Genomic DNA, 15,152 nt, shown 5'->3' with positions numbered 1-15,152 from the left:
CTCACGTTTTCTCTGAGTAGCCGCGGCAGAGCGCCCACAGCTCGGTGTATTTGTTGAAAGTATACTGGGCATTCACTACCGCGAGTAACCAGCCCTGCTTGCCGTCCAGCACGCCACCACGCAGCAGCAGCGTTTTCAGAAACGCGCCCAGCGTGTGGGTGAAGATTCCCGTCAGCGAGGCCTTCTTGCCGCGCTGGTGACGCTCCTGCGCCCATGCGGTGGCATAGTTGAGCTGTTTACGCTGGAAGCTCGCGAAATCACGGCAGGTCAGGTGCAGCAAATCGCCCTTCAGGGGGATGACCTGAGCGCTATCGCAGCTCAGGGATTCATGCACCAGATTGTCGTTGTACTGATACCGCTCGCGCTCGTAGAGGCGCATCACGCGGTCAGGATACCAGCCGCTGTGGCGCATAAAACGGCCAAGGAAGTAGTTGCGGCGGGCAATGCTGTACACGGCGCCAGGCTGGGGCGAGGAAAGTACAGCCTGAATGGCCTGCTGAAGCTCCGGCGTGATGCGTTCGTCGGTGTCGAGCATCAGGACATAATCACCTGTGGCATACCCCTGTGCGCGCTGGCGCTGGATGCCGTAGCCTTGCCAGTCAGCGTCGACAAAGACGTTTGCGCCCGCTGCCCGGGCAACATCCACCGTGTTATCCGTACTTCCGGAGTCAAGAATGACTATCTCGTCAGCCCAGGCAACCGACGCCAGGCAATCCGGAAGCAGGTCGGCGGCGTTTTTGGCGATCATGACGACCGACAGACGCGTTGACATCAGTGGCTCCGCTGGGGCAGATAAGGTTGCAGAAGCTGCAGCAGTCGGGTCAGTGCGCCCTGGTTCTGGTGCAGCACTTCGACGGCATGACGCCCGTACCACAGGCGATAATCTTCGTCAGTCAGAAGGGTCGATACCTCTTTAACCACCGAATCCGCATCGGTCACGGTAATTAAACCATCGGCCTGCTGTAATTTCGCGCAGATATCTTTGAAGTTAAACGTGTGCGGCCCCATCAGTACCGGAATGGCGTGGGCTGCCGGCTCCAGCGGGTTATGACCGCCGCGCTCCACCAGGCTGCCACCGACAAACGCGAGGTCAGCGATTCCGTACAGCAACATCAGCTCGCCCATCGTGTCGCCAATCACCACCTGGGTGCTGCCGGAAGGGATTTCACCGCTGCTGCGCAGCGTGAAGCTGAAGCCGCCTTTCTGAACCATTTCACGGGCATCTTTAAAACGCTCCGGATGGCGAGGCACGAGGATCAGCAGTAAATCAGGGAATTTTTCCAGCAGCTTGCGGTGAGCCTGCAGGATGATCTCTTCTTCGCCATCATGGGTACTGGTCGCAATCCAGACCTGACGACGCGGTGCCCACTGGCGACGCAGCGTGATCGCACGGGCGGCGAGTTCAGGGGTAACGGAAATATCGAACTTCAGGCTGCCCGTTACCGCAAGCTGGTTGCGTTTCAGGCCCAGAGAGATAAAGCGCGCCGCGTCCTCTTCGTTCTGCGCGGCAATCAGCGTGATTTTGCCCAGCAGGCGGCGCATAAATTTACCCAGCTTGCCGTAACCTTTCGCCGAGCGCTCTGACAGGCGCGCGTTGGCAATGACCAGCGGGATTTTACGGGCATGCAGAGCGGAAATCATATTCGGCCACAGTTCGGTTTCCATCACGATCACCAGCTTCGGGCGAACGGTGTTGAGGAAACGATTCATGGCGCAGGGCAGATCGTAAGGCAGATAGACGTGCTGCACGTCTTTGCCGAAAGCGGATAACGCGCGCTCCGAGCCGGTTGGCGTCATCGTCGTGACGGTGATTGGCAGCGAAGGGTAGCGGTGACGCAGGGCGCGAACCAGCGGGATCGCCGCCAGCGTTTCACCGACAGAAACGGAATGCAGCAAAATACCGTCCGGTACGACTTTATTGCGGCAGAAGCCATAGCGTTCAGCCCAGCGTTTACGATACGCAGGCGCTTTCCGGCTACGAAGCAACAGTCTCAGCCACACCAGTGGCTGAATGATGTAGAGCAGAGCGGTATACAACAATTCCAAGCGATTATCCGTTTTTTTAGTTTCGGCGGGCAAATTCTAAGCATTTAGGCCAGGTAAAGCTATCTCTTATGCCAGATACCGTTTCAAACGGAAATAACGTCGACCCAGCCGCCAGCGCAGACGCGGACTTTTTGCACTTTTCCAGATGAGTTTCCAGATGCCTGTTTCGAAGAACTCTTTAATAATCATTGATTTCTTCTTCTCATCCTTCATGTTGTCGAAGGTGTGAATAATGCCCAACCCCTCTTTGGCAATTTGCCAGTGGCAGGCAGGGATCCCTTTCACTTTATCCGGGTAGCGCTGATTGATGGCGTCGAGCATCTGGAGGATTTTCATGTAGTGACGCGCGGAGCGAATTAGCGTGTCGTCATTGTCCGGCATATGGGACACCGATGCAGAGTGAATGTAGTAGTCGTAATAACGTTCACTGGTGTACTGAACCCGCTCTGCCGCAAGCAGCACTTCGGTGGTCCACGGAATATCCTGATGGCGCAGGCCGGGTTCGAAATGGAAACTGTGTTGACGGATAAAGTCGTGGCGATAGATGTTCAGCCAGGTGACGTGAAGGAATTTACGAGAATCCAGCGCCATTTTTAACCACGCAGGGCCAGCCATGACCCCTGTCGAAGCCAGTTTGTCTTCAGGGAAGATCGGGCGTGAGGGTTTTTTGTTGTTCTCCCAGACGTAGTTCCCGTTACAGGTGGCGACATCCAGATCCTGCGTGACGGCCATATCCAGCAGGCGCTGGTACATGCCGGGTTTAAAGACATCATCAATATCCGGGAAAGAGAGATATTGACCCGTCGCAACGGCCAGACCGGTGTTACGCGCGATGGATACGCCCTGGTTTTGCTGTTCTATAACCTGCATCTGCGGTAGTTTTTCTCGCCATTTTTCGACGAACTCCATCGAGCGGTCAGTAGAGCCGTCATTGACAATGATGACTTCCATGCTGTCGATGCGTTGATTGACAAGGCAGGTAAAGAACTGATCCAGGAAAGCTTCACCGTTATAAACGGCAACCACCACGCTTAACAATGGGGCAGAATTTTGCATAAGAAACCTGATTATTTTTGATTGTCGACCAGAGCAATATATTGCTGGCAAATGGCACTGATACCGAACGACGCGATGGTTGCATCGCCAACGACCGGCGGGGCGGTATAAATATCCGCCAGCGTTTTTGCCAGTGACGCGTCATTTAACTCTGCCAGCCCGCGCGCTAAGGCTCCGGTGAGGATTTCAGCAGGGCCTCCGGGGCAATTTGTACTGACCGGTGGCGTCTGGCAGATAATGGCTTCGACCAGCACATTACCAAAACCTTCGCAGTCAGAACTTAACACTAAAAGGCGTGCCCCTTTAATCCAGGGATAGGGATTGGAGTCGAACGGGCGGAAAACCGTTTTGTTTTCAATACCCAGCTCGGCTGCAAGCTGCTTGAGTTTGCGAATTTGAGCGTCAGAGCCATTGCCCATCATGACCAGCGTGGTGTCAATTTTGCTCAGGGCGAACGCACGTAAGAGTCGGTCGTGGCGTTTGTGCTCATGGAAGCGGCCAACATGAATAATGTAATCCTTTCCCTGCATTTCGAAGTGCGCATCCGCCAGACGCTGAATTTCAGGAATATCAAAAGGATTATGGATAACCGCTTTGCGTCGAAGATTGAGCGCCAGCGTCTCGGAAAGATCTTTCAACACGGCGCCTGAGACGGCGACAACGTTGCGGTTTTCGTAGGTATGACGAATTTTAAGATGTTTAAACCAGCGCGAAAGTCCGCTGCGATGGCGAAGATAGGAAAACGAGAACATGCCGTGCACGCAGAACCAGACTTTGTCACGTTCCAGCGCGCGGCAGTGCGCCACAATGCGGTCTGTCTTGTGCAGGTGAGAGAACACCACATCAAATTTGCCGCTGCGCTCAGCTCGCTCAATCGCCTGATCAAGCAGTTGGGCGCGGCGTGGGATCTCCGTCAGCTTTCGCCACGGTTTTTTACATGTGTCCTGAACAACCTGATAATCGATGCCTTCCGGGATGGCGTAGTCGCACACTTTCCGCAGAGAGAATAGAGAGACCTGATGCCCCATTTCTATTAACCCGCGGGAGAGTGTAAGAACCGTTTTTTCGGCTCCTCCACCGGGTAAACCATCAATAATCATTAGGATGCGCATTTTTAATCCAGTAATTTTTGATAAAGCGTAATAAGCTGACTTGATAGTTTTTCGGGAGTGGCGTCTTTTACACGTTCACGTGCCGCTCGTCCCATATTGTTATTTTTTTCCAGTGAAGGGATAGCGGCTACCGCTTCCTTCAATGTACTGATATCAAGTGCGTCACAATAAAATCCGTTCTGGCCTTGTTGAATAAATTCTGCACCACCGCAACTCTCTGAAGTAATGACGGGCAAGCCGCAGGCCATCGCTTCAAGAATGACGTTAGGAAAGGGATCATACAGCGTTGGCAACAGTAAACCATCGGATAGCTGATAAAAAGGCAGAGTTTCTTTTTGCATCCCCAGGAAACGGATTTGCCCCTCGCAGCCTAACGAACGGGCGAGGTCGCGGTAACGACGTTCTGCTTTATCTTGCCCAACCACAATCAGCCAGGCAGATGTTCCAGCAATAGCGCGTATGGCGCTGGCTAATCCTTTTCGTTCAAACCCTGAGCCTACAAAACAGAACACAACGGCATCGGCTGGCAAACCAAATTGTTGGCGCAAAATCGCACGCTGTGCCTCCTGGGCCGGAACGAAGCGGCTGGAATCAATAGAATTATAAATCACATGAATTTTCTTTGCGTCAATATCAAAGTCTTCAACCATTTCGCGTTTGATCATCTCCGCATTACAGATTACGGCTTTTAACTCAGGCGCCTGATACATTTCCCGTTCCGCACGCATCACATAGCGGTGATAGCGGTCATACATCAGCATTTGCGCGCGCCAGGCAGGTAAAATGCGCGCGCGCTGCAGCAGCCAGCGACGATGCACCCCATCACCCGCGCGATAAATATCACACCCCGGGATGCGCTCATGGCTTTGAACAATATCAAACTGCTGTTGCTGCCACAGCGCGCGCGCGGCCTGTGCAAATCCGCGTTCGCGACTGATGCGGCCCCATTTCTGAGGGTTGCAAATGTGGATATGCCAGTCGTCTTGCTTCTCTCCCTGCCACTCGCGCGTGATGACGTTTAGCTCAAGGTTCTGATTGCTCAGTGCGGTGAGGGCGCGCGAAACGAAGCGTTCCGCCCCGCCATCAGGGCGATATTTTTGGCGAACAATGGCCAGACGATGGTGTTTCATGACAGATATCTCCTTGCGGCGGAGACGACAGCATCAACGGGAATGGCGTCGAGATAGCGTTCTTTCGTTTTGGTATCAATGGCATCCGGATCGGGTAGCGGGCCGTAATCGCCGGCCCAGATCACTTCTCCTTTAACCTGCCACGGTGACCAGAACGTCAGTTTTGATGGACCAAACAATGCCACGCAGGGCGTTTGAAGCGCGGCGGCCATATGCATTGGAACGGAGTCAACGCCAATAAAAAGACACGCATGATCGATGAGTGAGGCCAGCTGGCGCAACGTTAGCTGGCCCGCCAGAGAGACGACCCCCGTCTTCGGCGAGGCGGCGAGAATGCGATCGATCATCGCCAGCTCTTTTTTATCCGGCCCCGCGGTGAGCACAACCGTATGGCCCTCCTGCTGCAGTGCAGAAATGGTTTGCGCCATTTTGTCTTCGCTCCAGCATTTAAAGAACCAGCGGGACGTCGGCTGGATCACGATGTAGCTGTCGCCAACACCCGTCTGCGTCAGTCTTTGACGGGCATGATCCCAGTCTTCTGCGGCGTAGGCCATGGTGACGGCAGGCTGCGGCGCGACAGGTAATGGCCCCAGAATGGAGAGATTCTGCTCGACCGTATGCAGGGATTTGTGGCCGTCGACAGAGACCAGATCGGTGTGACAAAAACGCCAGAATGCACTATTGCGTTTGTTAAACGCAAATCCGAGGCGAACAGGTGCGCCGGTGAAGCGGGTGACAATTGCGCTACGCCATTGATCGGCAAGGTTAATGACCAGATGATAATGCTGATTTCTTAACGCACACAGCAGCTGCCACTCTTTTTGAAGATGCTTCAGCGTGCCCAGCTGCTTCCATTTACGATCGATTCCATAAATTGTACCGATCGCCGGATGCGCGGCGAGCATATCGCGCGTTTCTTCATACAGCAGGACATCAATTTGCGCCTGCGGCCATTTTTGACGTAATGAATCAATGACGGGAGTGGTCAGCAACATGTCGCCATGATGGCGGAGTTTGATAAGTAAAATGCGCAAATCAGGTGTGTCAGGTAAGTTATTCATCATCATCTTATCGGCGTTGTACTGATGGCAATTCTAATAGACCTGATAGCGACTTGCACTCTTTCTCCATAATCTCAGTAATTTCCCAGGAAGGGTTTACTCACGCTTTGGAGAGTGCGTAACATAGCGCTAACTTTCCTGTCTTGCGGACTCATTATGAACAAACCAGCGTTTATCATCACAATTGATACTGAGGGCGATAATCTCTGGCAAAATCACCGCGTCATTAAAACGGAAAACGCGCGCTATCTGGCGCGGTTCCAGGCGCTTTGTGAGCGTTTCGGCTTTAAGCCCGTGTGGCTGACCAATTACGAGATGGCGATCGAGCCCGTTTTCATCGAATTCGCCAGGGACGCGATCGCCCGCGGTCAGGGCGAGGTGGGAATGCACCTTCACGCATGGAATAGCCCGCCGGAACACGATCTCACGGGAGATGACTGGCGCTGGCAGCCTTATCTGATTGAGTTTTCGGATGAGGTGATGCGCGAGAAAATGCTGTTTATGACCCGACTGCTGGAAGAGACCTTCCAGACCAAAATGTTAAGCCACCGGGCCGGACGTTGGGCATTTGACAGTCGCTACGCAAAATTGCTCGTTGAACTGGGTTACCAGGTTGATTGCTCCGTGACGCCACGCGTGAACTGGCGCAATGCGAAAGGCGCCCCGCAGGGTAATGGCGGAACGGATTATCAGCATTTCCCTGACCACGCCTATTTCATGGATTTAGACAATATTTCCCGGGCAGGCGATAGTCCATTACTCGAAGTGCCGATGAGCATTCAGTATAAACACCCGGCGTGGTTGAACACCATCAAACAGGGTTACGACAGGCTTCGCGGTAAATACCGCTCCCCCTCTGTGAACTGGCTAAGACCGTCCGGTGGGAATGCGGCGCAAATGATTCAGGTTGCACAGCAATGCCTGTCTCAGGGAAGTGAGTACGTGGAGTTTATGCTTCATTCGTCAGAATTTATGCCGGGCGGAAGCCCCACGTTTAAAGATGAGGCGGCGATCGAAGGGTTGTATCAGGATTTAGAAGCGCTCTTTAGCTGGTTATCCGACAAGACGGTCGGGATGACGCTGGCGGAGTTTTATCAATACAAGAAAAAATAATGCCCGCCAGGCGGGCATTACCATTAACGTTGCCTGGTTTGCGAAAAAGGAGTACTCAGCGCAAATACGGTGACAAAGAAGATTACAGCCTCTGAACTCAATAGTATGACGTCCGTCAGGCCATAGAGTAACAAAAGAAGCATGGTCGTCAGCAGCAGGCCATTTCTGTTTTTAAGTGCGTAAACGATCATTGATATATAGAAAAAGCATAATATCGCCAGCCCGGGGATCCCCTGCAGCGAATATTTTTCAATAAACTCATTATGCAGATGCACCCTGATAAACTCGAGTGCAGTCGCGAGATGTGGATGCCCATTTTTTACATATTGCTGCGTCCATACTTCGCGCTCTTCAACTGACTGCCCGAAAGGATGAGCAAGTCCGTTTTGAATACCCACATTCCACATAGAAAAACGTGCACCGAGTGAAGTTGCATCATTGCCTTTTTGATAATTTTCAACTTCAGCTTGTGTTTGTTGTATCTTTGGTAAAATTAATGGCTTGTAGCTGACGATAACAATACCCGCCACAATACATAAGAAAATCAGCGTTGATTTAAGGTGTATTCTTCTAAAATGGTAAAGCGTAAGTACAATCGCCAGGAGTAAATATAATCCCATTGCGGCACGCGTGCCCGTTAACAGAATAACGAAATAAGATATTAAAATGATGAGCCCTGCGGTGATATATAGTTTTATATTTTTCTCTAGATAAAGGCTGTATACAAACGCCAGCGACAGTACAGAGTAAACATAGGCCGACACGGTCGCACGGTTTATGGCCATCTCAATACGTCCCATACCCTGTGATGCCTGCCATAAGCCATAGCCAGTGGCAAGTATAAACCCTGCACCAGAGGCGTATAAAAAATATTTCTGGAAGGAAGCTTTATCAATATAAGATTTAAACCGGTCAAGGTAAAAAATGAGAATACTTGCCAGAATTAATTTTTTACTTGCACCGAGATAATCGCTATAAACGTTCAGACCTTCGCTATGATATTCATACACCAGATACCAGCCAAGATTGAGCAGTCCAATTAGCAAGATCGGCAATGCGATAGAAAAAGGACGCATTGTGATTTTTTTATATTCGCATGCTAAGCCGATAATGCTGGCATAAATTGCAATATAGAAAAACTCTCGCTGCTTACCTGAACTCAGCAGCGTCAGTGCAAGCGAAATAAGGCTCAAAATCAGCGTAAGCTGATAAAGTCGCAGTTTTACTTTTTCCATAATGCCTCAATGACCCTTTTTTTGTAGCTGAAACGTACATCTCTGGAGAAAAAGAAAGAGAGAGAATAAAGTGCATTGACCCGCTGTTTGACCAGTTTGAGTTGCAGATCAGTCAGATGCTGCCGATGGTTACTGTAGATATCAAACCAATGACAATTAACAAGATGCGTAAAAGAACGAGGGAATGTTTTTTCCATTTGCAATGTGCAATCAACCAGCGTAGCGATTTTACTGGCGTCGAGACGGCTCGATAAACTTTCGCTACGTTTGATGTAATAGTAATGGCCCTGGCGTTGGTAGCAGATTTTTTCTGCCTGCATGAGCATGGCAGGAAATACCGCAAAGTCTTCGTAACAGACCATCGATGGAATGGGATTGCTCTCGTACAATTTCCGATGAATAAATTGCCCGATGAGGTGCGCCTGAAAATCTTTGTGCTGCAGGAATCGCTTTATTGCCTCATGCTGTGACAAAGCAACAGGAGAGAACCCCTGCCACTCGGCTGTCATTTTTTTGGTGTCGCGAATTTCCAGCAGGCGCGTCAGGAGCATATCAGGGCGCTCTGATTTGAGAAACGCCACGGCGTCCCTGATGCTGCCTGGTTTCAATCGGTCATCGCTATCCAGCATGGTAATGTATTCGCCTGAGGCCAGCGAGAGGGCACTGCTTCGAACATGACCGACGTTACGGTACTCAACGTATCGGGATTGCGCATTCGGAAACGCTGGCAGCCACGCCTCGATAATATCCTGTGTAGAGTCATTGGAACTGTCGTTAAAGATAATGATCTCTACATCATCGCCCGCACCTTCAATCGCGTTTTGCAGGCTTTCTAGCGTTGTGTGAAGCGTCTCTTTGGCGTTATGCGCGGCAATAATGATGCTTAGAAAAGCCATAAAAATTATTTTCCCTGAGCATCAAAGGAGTATGCGGTTGCGTTAATTGTTGGTAGCTCACAGATGAAATGTTTAAGTTCACGCAGCGATTCGTCTGTTACAGCGAAGAGTTCTTCCCGGCCCTGTGAGAAGTAATATCGTGTTTCAAAAACATATGAGCAAATGTTGTCATCATTACCAATCAGCAATACGTTGCCCAGCGGACGCTGTTCATAGTGACAACAAGGCCCAAACAGTAAGATTACCGGCACGCCGACAGCATCGGCAATGTAGACATTCCCCGAGTCAGACGCGATATAGCAATCCATTTTAGAAATGGCCCACGGCAGCTCTTCAAGCGAGATTTTGCCAATCAGATTAATAAAGTTGGGCAGTTCACCATAAGCGCGGGTGATGTCATCCATCCACGATTGTTCATTCGGGGCGCCAAACACATAAAACTCGCAGGGCAGGTCGGCGAGACGATCGGCAATTTGCTTCCAGATGACCGGCGGAACGGTTTTCGCTTTATTTCCCGCGGCTACGCTGATGCCAATGCGGATCACGCCGGGTTTATCGAGGATTGCCGGATAGGTCGCCGGTTTGAAAAGCGGCTTTGTGGCGTGCTTTGGCGAGTCTTTCCAGGTTAAGGCGCGATCGGCCAGTTTGAGATAGTTCGTGACCGACAGCGTCTTTCTGCCGTGTTCAACAGTGCCGTCTGCCGTTGCATAGAAAATACCGTGATACCATCTTCGCGTGTAAGTGCTTAAAAACTGTTTGTTTTTAGCGTTACATACGGAGGCGAAAAAGAGGTTCACGCTGTTGGGTTGCAGGAGATAGACATTGTCATAGCGGTTCATGATCCGGCAGGCAAAGACCAGCTTTCGCCACAGGTTACGCTTATGCTGCTCGATAAAAAAAATCTTATCGATCGTCTCATCATGCTTTGCCAGCGCACCCACGCTACGGCTGATGAGCACGTCGCTTTTTTGCAGGTATGCCAGAAGGGGCGTTGCATTAACAAAATCGCCGATTTTTGCTGTCTGAATGACCAGGTTTTTACCTGTCTCTTTGCGGAACAGCTTCCGGATAAGCTTCACCGGAAAGAGTAAAATCAGCAGAAATACGTAACTCATGCGTTAGATATCCCTGTTGGAAAGCCAACGGCTGCCCTGTAAAAATGAAAAAATAGCATCTGCGCTGATATCCTTCGTTTGCTGGGTCGGGCTGACCATCTGATGCTGGTTTTTGCCGTAACCCCCGATCAATCCAGGATCGGTCGGACCAAAAATCGTAATATTCGGACGATCCAGCGCCGCGGTTAAATGGCTTAAACCTGTATCAACGGAAACAACAGCATTCGCTCCCGCCAGCTGCGCTGCAACCTGTGCCAGCGTGAGTTTTGGCAATACCTCGACGTGTGAAAAGCCTGCTGCCAGACGCTCTGCACGCTGCCGCTCATGTTCGGCACCCCAGGGCAGTTTAATATGGATGCCGGTGGGTTGCATTAGTTCAATCAGGCTTCGCCAGTGCGATTCCGGCCAGTGTTTATCGTCGCGCGTTGTGGCATGCAGGAAGACAAGATAAGGCTGAACACTGGGATCTGTATTGCGCAAAAAGTGCTGCGCAATGGCGTAGTCGCCCTGGGTTTCCGGTTTCGCATAGCCCAGGCTTTTTGCAAACAGCTCGCGGGTACGTTCGACGGCATGCTGTTGCTTTGCGATGTGGTGGCGACGATTATAGAACAGGCTCGCCAGCGGTTCGCGGGCGGTGTGCCAGTCCATGCCGTGCTTTACACCATGTGCCAGACGCGTCACCAGCGCCGCGCTTTTCACCAGCCCCTGGGCGTCGATGATAGCGTCGTAATGCTGTACCTGCACCGCCTCACGGAAGGCCTTGCGTTCGGCTTTAATCGGCGCGGAGAACCACGCTTTGCGCCAGCGGCGAATCGCCACCGGGATTACGCGGTCAACCGCTTCATGCCAGGTGGGGATCTGCGCGAAGCCTTCTTCCACCACCCAGTCAAAACGAATGCCGGGAATGGCCCGCATGGCGTCCGTCAGTGACGGGAGCGTATGCAGAACATCGCCCATCGAAGAAGTTTTAACGATCAGTACCCGCATTCGTTATCCTTCTTCACTCAACAGCAGTTCGTTAAGCTCTTCGAGAACGCGCTCTGGCGTAATGTCGATCAGGCTCTGATGGTAGCCTTCTGCGGCATCGCCCTTGCGAACTTTATGGTAGCCGGTGATCAGGCGGATGACGCGCGCATTATGAGAAAGCGGGGGCGTGAAGTCCGGGCTACTTGGGCCATACAGCGCCACCAGCGGGCGGTTGAGCGCGGCAGCGACGTGCATCAGGCCCGAATCGTTGCTGACCACGGCCTTACAGGCGGCGATCAGAATAACCGCCTGTTCAAGCTGCGTTTCTCCCGCCAGGTTGCGGCACCAGGCCTGCTGTTCATTACTGAGCGTCGCGAGAATTTCGTTGCCTGCCTCGTGGTCCTTTGCCGAACCGAACAGGACAATCTGGTAGCCTTCGTCAATCAGCTGTTTCGCCAGCTCCGCATAGTGGTAGTGCGGCCAGCGTTTTGCCGGGCCGAACTCGGCGCCGGGGCAGAAGCCAATCATCGGGCGTTCAGATGAAAGGCCAAACGCGTTACAGGTCTGGGATTTTTCACCGTCGTTGACCTGAAGCTGTGGCCATAGCAGAGGCTGCGGCAGGTCTTTCGCGCTGCGCATCACGCCTTTGTCGTAGGCCAGCGCCACATAGCGCTCCACCATCAGCGGCCAGGCCTCTTTATCCAGCACCCGCGCATCGTTCAGCAGGCCGTAGCGCATTTCACCGCGCCAGCCGGTGCGATGTGGAATACCCGCAAAAAAGGGCACCAGGGCGGATTTGAAGGAGTTTGGCAGGACATACGCCCGATCGTAGCGCTTCTCGCGCAGGCTATGGCCGAGTTTACGGCGTTCGCCAATTTCCAGCGCCCCGTGGCCAAGCGGCATCGGGATTGCCTCGTTCACTTCCGGCATACGCGACAACAGCGGACGGCACCATGCGGGTGCCATCACGTCGATTATCGCCTGGGGATAACGCGCCTTGAGCGTGCGATAGAGACTTTGCGACATCATCATGTCGCCCACCCATGACGGGCCGATCACCAGAATCTTCATACTTACGCGTCGCGGTTCAGCCAGGCCATATATTCCGTTACGCCTTCGGCAACGGTCTTGAACGGCTTATCGTAGCCTGCGGCGCGCAGGTTGGTCAGATCGGCCTGCGTGAACGCCTGGTAACGGCCTTTCAGCTTGTCAGGGAACGGAATGTACTCGATGCTGCCTTTTTTGTGATACGCCAGCGTTGCGTCAGCCACTGCCTGGAAGGACTCCGCGCGGCCTGTACCCAGGTTGAAGATGCCGGATACACCGTTTTCCCAGAACCACAGGTTCACTGCGGCAACGTCGCCCACGTAAACGAAGTCGCGCTTAAAGCCATTGCTGCCTTCGAACAGTTTCGGGCTTTCGCCGTTATTCAGCTGGGTGTTCAGGTGGAACGCCACGCTCGCCATGCTGCCTTTGTGGCCTTCGCGCGGTCCGTAGACGTTGAAGTAGCGGAAGCCAACGATCTGCGAGTTCGCTTCTGGCAGTACCTGACGCACGTACTCGTCGAACAGGAATTTGGAGTAGCCGTAGACGTTCAGCGGCTGCTCATATTCACGGGACTCGATGAAGTCCGAGGTGCGCCCGCCGTAAGTGGCCGCAGAAGAGGCATACAGGAACGGAATTTCACGCTCCAGGCAGTAGTGCAGGATCTCTTTGGAATACTGATAGTTGTTGTCCATCATGTACTTACCGTCCCACTCGGTGGTGGAAGAGCACGCACCTTCGTGGAAGATGGCTTCGATCTCGCCGAACTCTTCGCCTGCCATAATCTGGATAAGGAAGTCTTCTTTATCCATGTAGTCAGCGATGTTCAGATCCACCAGGTTGACGAACTTGGTGCCGTCTTTCAGGTTGTCAACCACCAGGATGTCGGTGATGCCTTTGTCATTGAGAGCCTTAACAATATTGCTGCCGATAAAGCCCGCGCCGCCGGTAACGATGATCATAACTGTAACCTTTGAAGTGTGGAGCCCGGGGACAATCCCGGACGCTAATGTCTCTATCATATCATTAGTATGGCTGCCCTTCAGCCATTCACCTTCACAGCGCAGGGGTACGCGTGATTTATGCTGCAAAAACGACAAGAGATGACGTGTCATCTCGTCATGAACTATAGGTTTGGGTAATATGTCCCGAAATTTGCCGAGTCTGGAGAATTGCAATGCGTGGTGATTTTTACAAACAGTTAAACAGCGACCTCGACACCGCACGTGCGGAAGGGTTGTTCAAGGAAGAGCGTATTATCACGTCTGCCCAGCAGGCGGACATCACCGTTGCCGACGGCAGCCATGTGATCAACTTTTGTGCGAACAACTATTTAGGTCTTGCGAATCACCCTGAGCTGATTGCCGCTGCAAAAAACGGCATGGACACCCACGGTTTCGGCATGGCCTCCGTACGCTTTATCTGCGGTACGCAGGACAGCCACAAGCAGCTTGAGCAAAAGCTGGCGAGCTTCCTCGGAATGGAAGACGCGATTCTGTACTCCTCCTGCTTTGACGCCAACGGCGGTCTGTTTGAGACCCTGCTTGGCGCAGAAGATGCGATTATCTCCGACGCCCTGAACCACGCTTCCATCATCGACGGCGTACGCCTGTGCAAAGCGAAGCGTTTCCGCTACGCCAACAACGACATGGTCGAGCTGGAAGCGCGCCTGAAAGAGGCGCGTGAAGCCGGTGCTCGCCACGTGCTGATCGCCACCGACGGCGTGTTCTCCATGGACGGCGTGATCGCCAACCTGAAGGGCGTTTGCGACCTGGCGGATAAATACGACGCGCTGGTGATGGTCGATGACTCTCACGCGGTCGGCTTTGTCGGCGAAAACGGCCGCGGTTCCCACGAATACTGTGACGTGATGGGCCGCGTGGACATCATCACCGGTACGCTGGGCAAAGCGCTCGGCGGCGCGTCCGGCGGCTATACCGCCGCGCGTAAAGAGGTGGTCGAGTGGCTACGCCAGCGCTCCCGCCCGTATCTGTTCTCCAACTCCCTGGCGCCGGCCATTGTTGCTGCCTCCATCAAAGTGCTGGAGATGGTGGAGTCCGGCGCTGAGCTGCGCGACCGCCTGTGGTCCAACGCCCGTCTGTTCCGTGAAAAAATGAGCGCCGCAGGGTTTACCCTGGCCGGTGCTGACCACGCGATCATTCCGGTGATGCTGGGCGATGCGGTCGTCGCGCAGAAATTTGCCCGCGAGCTGCAGAAAGAAGGGATTTACGTCACCGGGTTCTTCTTCCCGGTGGTGCCAAAAGGTCAGGCGCGTATCCGCACCCAGATGTCTGCGGCGCATACGCCTGAACAAATTGAACGTGCGGTGGAAGCCTTTACCCGCATCGGCAAACAGCTGGGCGTAATTGCCTGAGGAC

At 52.9% G+C, this 15,152-nt stretch carries 14 protein-coding genes; 2 read left to right on the top strand and 12 right to left on the bottom strand.

Annotation, left to right across the window (positions count from 1 at the left end):
• Position 1 precedes the first annotated feature (1 nt).
• The 6 genes from ADJ24_RS06305 to rfaQ all read right to left on the bottom strand — a co-directional run bounded on the left by ADJ24_RS06305 (position 2) and on the right by rfaQ (position 6,411).
• Positions 2 to 772, bottom strand: coding sequence for a glycosyltransferase family 2 protein (locus ADJ24_RS06305; RefSeq protein WP_023309892.1), 771 nt, complete (start codon positions 770 to 772; stop codon positions 2 to 4).
• Positions 772 to 2,046 carry a lipid IV(A) 3-deoxy-D-manno-octulosonic acid transferase gene (gene waaA, locus ADJ24_RS06300; RefSeq protein ID WP_023309893.1) on the bottom strand — a complete coding sequence of 425 codons (1,275 nt, stop codon included), beginning with the start codon at positions 2,044 to 2,046 and terminating at the stop codon, positions 772 to 774. The genes ADJ24_RS06305 and waaA overlap by 1 nt, the downstream gene beginning before the upstream one ends.
• A gap of 66 nt (positions 2,047 to 2,112) precedes the next feature.
• Positions 2,113 to 3,102 (bottom strand): glycosyltransferase, encoded by a 990-nt coding sequence (locus ADJ24_RS06295; RefSeq protein ID WP_023309894.1) that lies wholly within the window; start codon positions 3,100 to 3,102, stop codon positions 2,113 to 2,115.
• Between the two features lie 11 nt (positions 3,103 to 3,113).
• Positions 3,114 to 4,214 (bottom strand): glycosyltransferase, encoded by a 1,101-nt coding sequence (locus ADJ24_RS06290; RefSeq protein ID WP_023309895.1) that lies wholly within the window; start codon positions 4,212 to 4,214, stop codon positions 3,114 to 3,116.
• 2 nt (positions 4,215 to 4,216) lie between these two features.
• Positions 4,217 to 5,344 carry a glycosyltransferase family 4 protein gene (locus ADJ24_RS06285; RefSeq protein ID WP_048702285.1) on the bottom strand — a complete coding sequence of 376 codons (1,128 nt, stop codon included), beginning with the start codon at positions 5,342 to 5,344 and terminating at the stop codon, positions 4,217 to 4,219.
• Entirely contained in the window at positions 5,341 to 6,411 is a 1,071-nt protein-coding gene (rfaQ, locus tag ADJ24_RS06280; RefSeq protein WP_023309897.1) for a putative lipopolysaccharide heptosyltransferase III, read from the bottom strand. Before rfaQ ends, ADJ24_RS06285 begins: the two co-directional genes overlap by 4 nt.
• Positions 6,412 to 6,561: 150 nt before the next feature.
• Here rfaQ and ADJ24_RS06275 point away from each other — a divergent pair, with 150 nt between their 5' ends.
• On the top strand, positions 6,562 to 7,518 hold the full coding sequence (locus tag ADJ24_RS06275; RefSeq protein WP_023309898.1) for a polysaccharide deacetylase family protein: 957 nt from the start codon (positions 6,562 to 6,564) through the stop codon (positions 7,516 to 7,518).
• A gap of 23 nt (positions 7,519 to 7,541) precedes the next feature.
• On the opposite strand, the gene ADJ24_RS06270 is transcribed toward ADJ24_RS06275, so the two are convergent.
• From ADJ24_RS06270 to rfaD, 6 genes are read right to left on the bottom strand one after another with little or no spacing between them, the layout of a single operon-like run.
• Entirely contained in the window at positions 7,542 to 8,753 is a 1,212-nt protein-coding gene (locus tag ADJ24_RS06270) for an O-antigen ligase family protein (RefSeq protein ID WP_023309899.1), read from the bottom strand.
• Positions 8,741 to 9,649 (bottom strand): glycosyltransferase family 2 protein, encoded by a 909-nt coding sequence (locus tag ADJ24_RS06265; protein WP_023309900.1) that lies wholly within the window; start codon positions 9,647 to 9,649, stop codon positions 8,741 to 8,743. Before ADJ24_RS06265 ends, ADJ24_RS06270 begins: the two co-directional genes overlap by 13 nt.
• A gap of 5 nt (positions 9,650 to 9,654) precedes the next feature.
• The gene (locus tag ADJ24_RS06260) at positions 9,655 to 10,764 is read right to left on the bottom strand and encodes a glycosyltransferase family 9 protein (RefSeq protein ID WP_023309901.1); all 1,110 of its coding nucleotides are present in this window, start codon (positions 10,762 to 10,764) and stop codon (positions 9,655 to 9,657) included.
• A 3-nt stretch (positions 10,765 to 10,767) separates the two neighbouring features.
• Complete coding sequence (gene rfaC, locus ADJ24_RS06255; RefSeq protein ID WP_023309902.1) at positions 10,768 to 11,751, bottom strand: lipopolysaccharide heptosyltransferase RfaC; 984 nt, start codon at positions 11,749 to 11,751, stop codon at positions 10,768 to 10,770.
• 3 nt (positions 11,752 to 11,754) lie between these two features.
• Positions 11,755 to 12,801 (bottom strand): ADP-heptose--LPS heptosyltransferase RfaF, encoded by a 1,047-nt coding sequence (gene rfaF / locus ADJ24_RS06250; protein ID WP_023309903.1) that lies wholly within the window; start codon positions 12,799 to 12,801, stop codon positions 11,755 to 11,757.
• Between the two features lie 2 nt (positions 12,802 to 12,803).
• Positions 12,804 to 13,736, bottom strand: coding sequence for an ADP-glyceromanno-heptose 6-epimerase (gene rfaD, locus ADJ24_RS06245; protein ID WP_023309904.1), 933 nt, complete (start codon positions 13,734 to 13,736; stop codon positions 12,804 to 12,806).
• A gap of 215 nt (positions 13,737 to 13,951) precedes the next feature.
• Between rfaD and kbl the strand changes: the two genes are divergently transcribed.
• Positions 13,952 to 15,148 (top strand): glycine C-acetyltransferase, encoded by a 1,197-nt coding sequence (gene kbl, locus ADJ24_RS06240; protein ID WP_023309905.1) that lies wholly within the window; start codon positions 13,952 to 13,954, stop codon positions 15,146 to 15,148.
• The last annotated feature ends 4 nt before the right edge of the window (positions 15,149 to 15,152 follow it).

Source organism: Enterobacter sp. 940_PEND (assembly GCF_001059415.1).
GTDB lineage: Bacteria > Pseudomonadota > Gammaproteobacteria > Enterobacterales > Enterobacteriaceae > Enterobacter > Enterobacter cloacae_M.
The sequence above is the reverse complement of the archived record's forward strand: the minus strand, read 5'-3'. Positions and strand labels throughout refer to the sequence as shown.

Excerpts from the sequence above, each read along its gene's own strand:
- ADJ24_RS06265 (WP_023309900.1), bottom strand. The coding sequence starts at position 9,649 with ATGGCTTTTCTAAGCATCATTATTGCCGCGCATAACGCCAAAGAGACG.
- ADJ24_RS06305 (WP_023309892.1), bottom strand. The coding sequence starts at position 772 with ATGTCAACGCGTCTGTCGGTCGTCATGATCGCCAAAAACGCCGCCGAC.
- ADJ24_RS06270 (WP_023309899.1), bottom strand. The coding sequence starts at position 8,753 with ATGGAAAAAGTAAAACTGCGACTTTATCAGCTTACGCTGATTTTGAGC.
- kbl (WP_023309905.1), top strand. The coding sequence starts at position 13,952 with ATGCGTGGTGATTTTTACAAACAGTTAAACAGCGACCTCGACACCGCA.
- ADJ24_RS06295 (WP_023309894.1), bottom strand. The coding sequence starts at position 3,102 with ATGCAAAATTCTGCCCCATTGTTAAGCGTGGTGGTTGCCGTTTATAAC.
- rfaF (WP_023309903.1), bottom strand. The coding sequence starts at position 12,801 with ATGAAGATTCTGGTGATCGGCCCGTCATGGGTGGGCGACATGATGATG.
- ADJ24_RS06290 (WP_023309895.1), bottom strand. The coding sequence starts at position 4,214 with ATGCGCATCCTAATGATTATTGATGGTTTACCCGGTGGAGGAGCCGAA.
- ADJ24_RS06285 (WP_048702285.1), bottom strand. The coding sequence starts at position 5,344 with ATGAAACACCATCGTCTGGCCATTGTTCGCCAAAAATATCGCCCTGAT.
- rfaD (WP_023309904.1), bottom strand. The coding sequence starts at position 13,736 with ATGATCATCGTTACCGGCGGCGCGGGCTTTATCGGCAGCAATATTGTT.
- rfaC (WP_023309902.1), bottom strand. The coding sequence starts at position 11,751 with ATGCGGGTACTGATCGTTAAAACTTCTTCGATGGGCGATGTTCTGCAT.
- ADJ24_RS06260 (WP_023309901.1), bottom strand. The coding sequence starts at position 10,764 with ATGAGTTACGTATTTCTGCTGATTTTACTCTTTCCGGTGAAGCTTATC.
- ADJ24_RS06275 (WP_023309898.1), top strand. The coding sequence starts at position 6,562 with ATGAACAAACCAGCGTTTATCATCACAATTGATACTGAGGGCGATAAT.
- rfaQ (WP_023309897.1), bottom strand. The coding sequence starts at position 6,411 with ATGATGATGAATAACTTACCTGACACACCTGATTTGCGCATTTTACTT.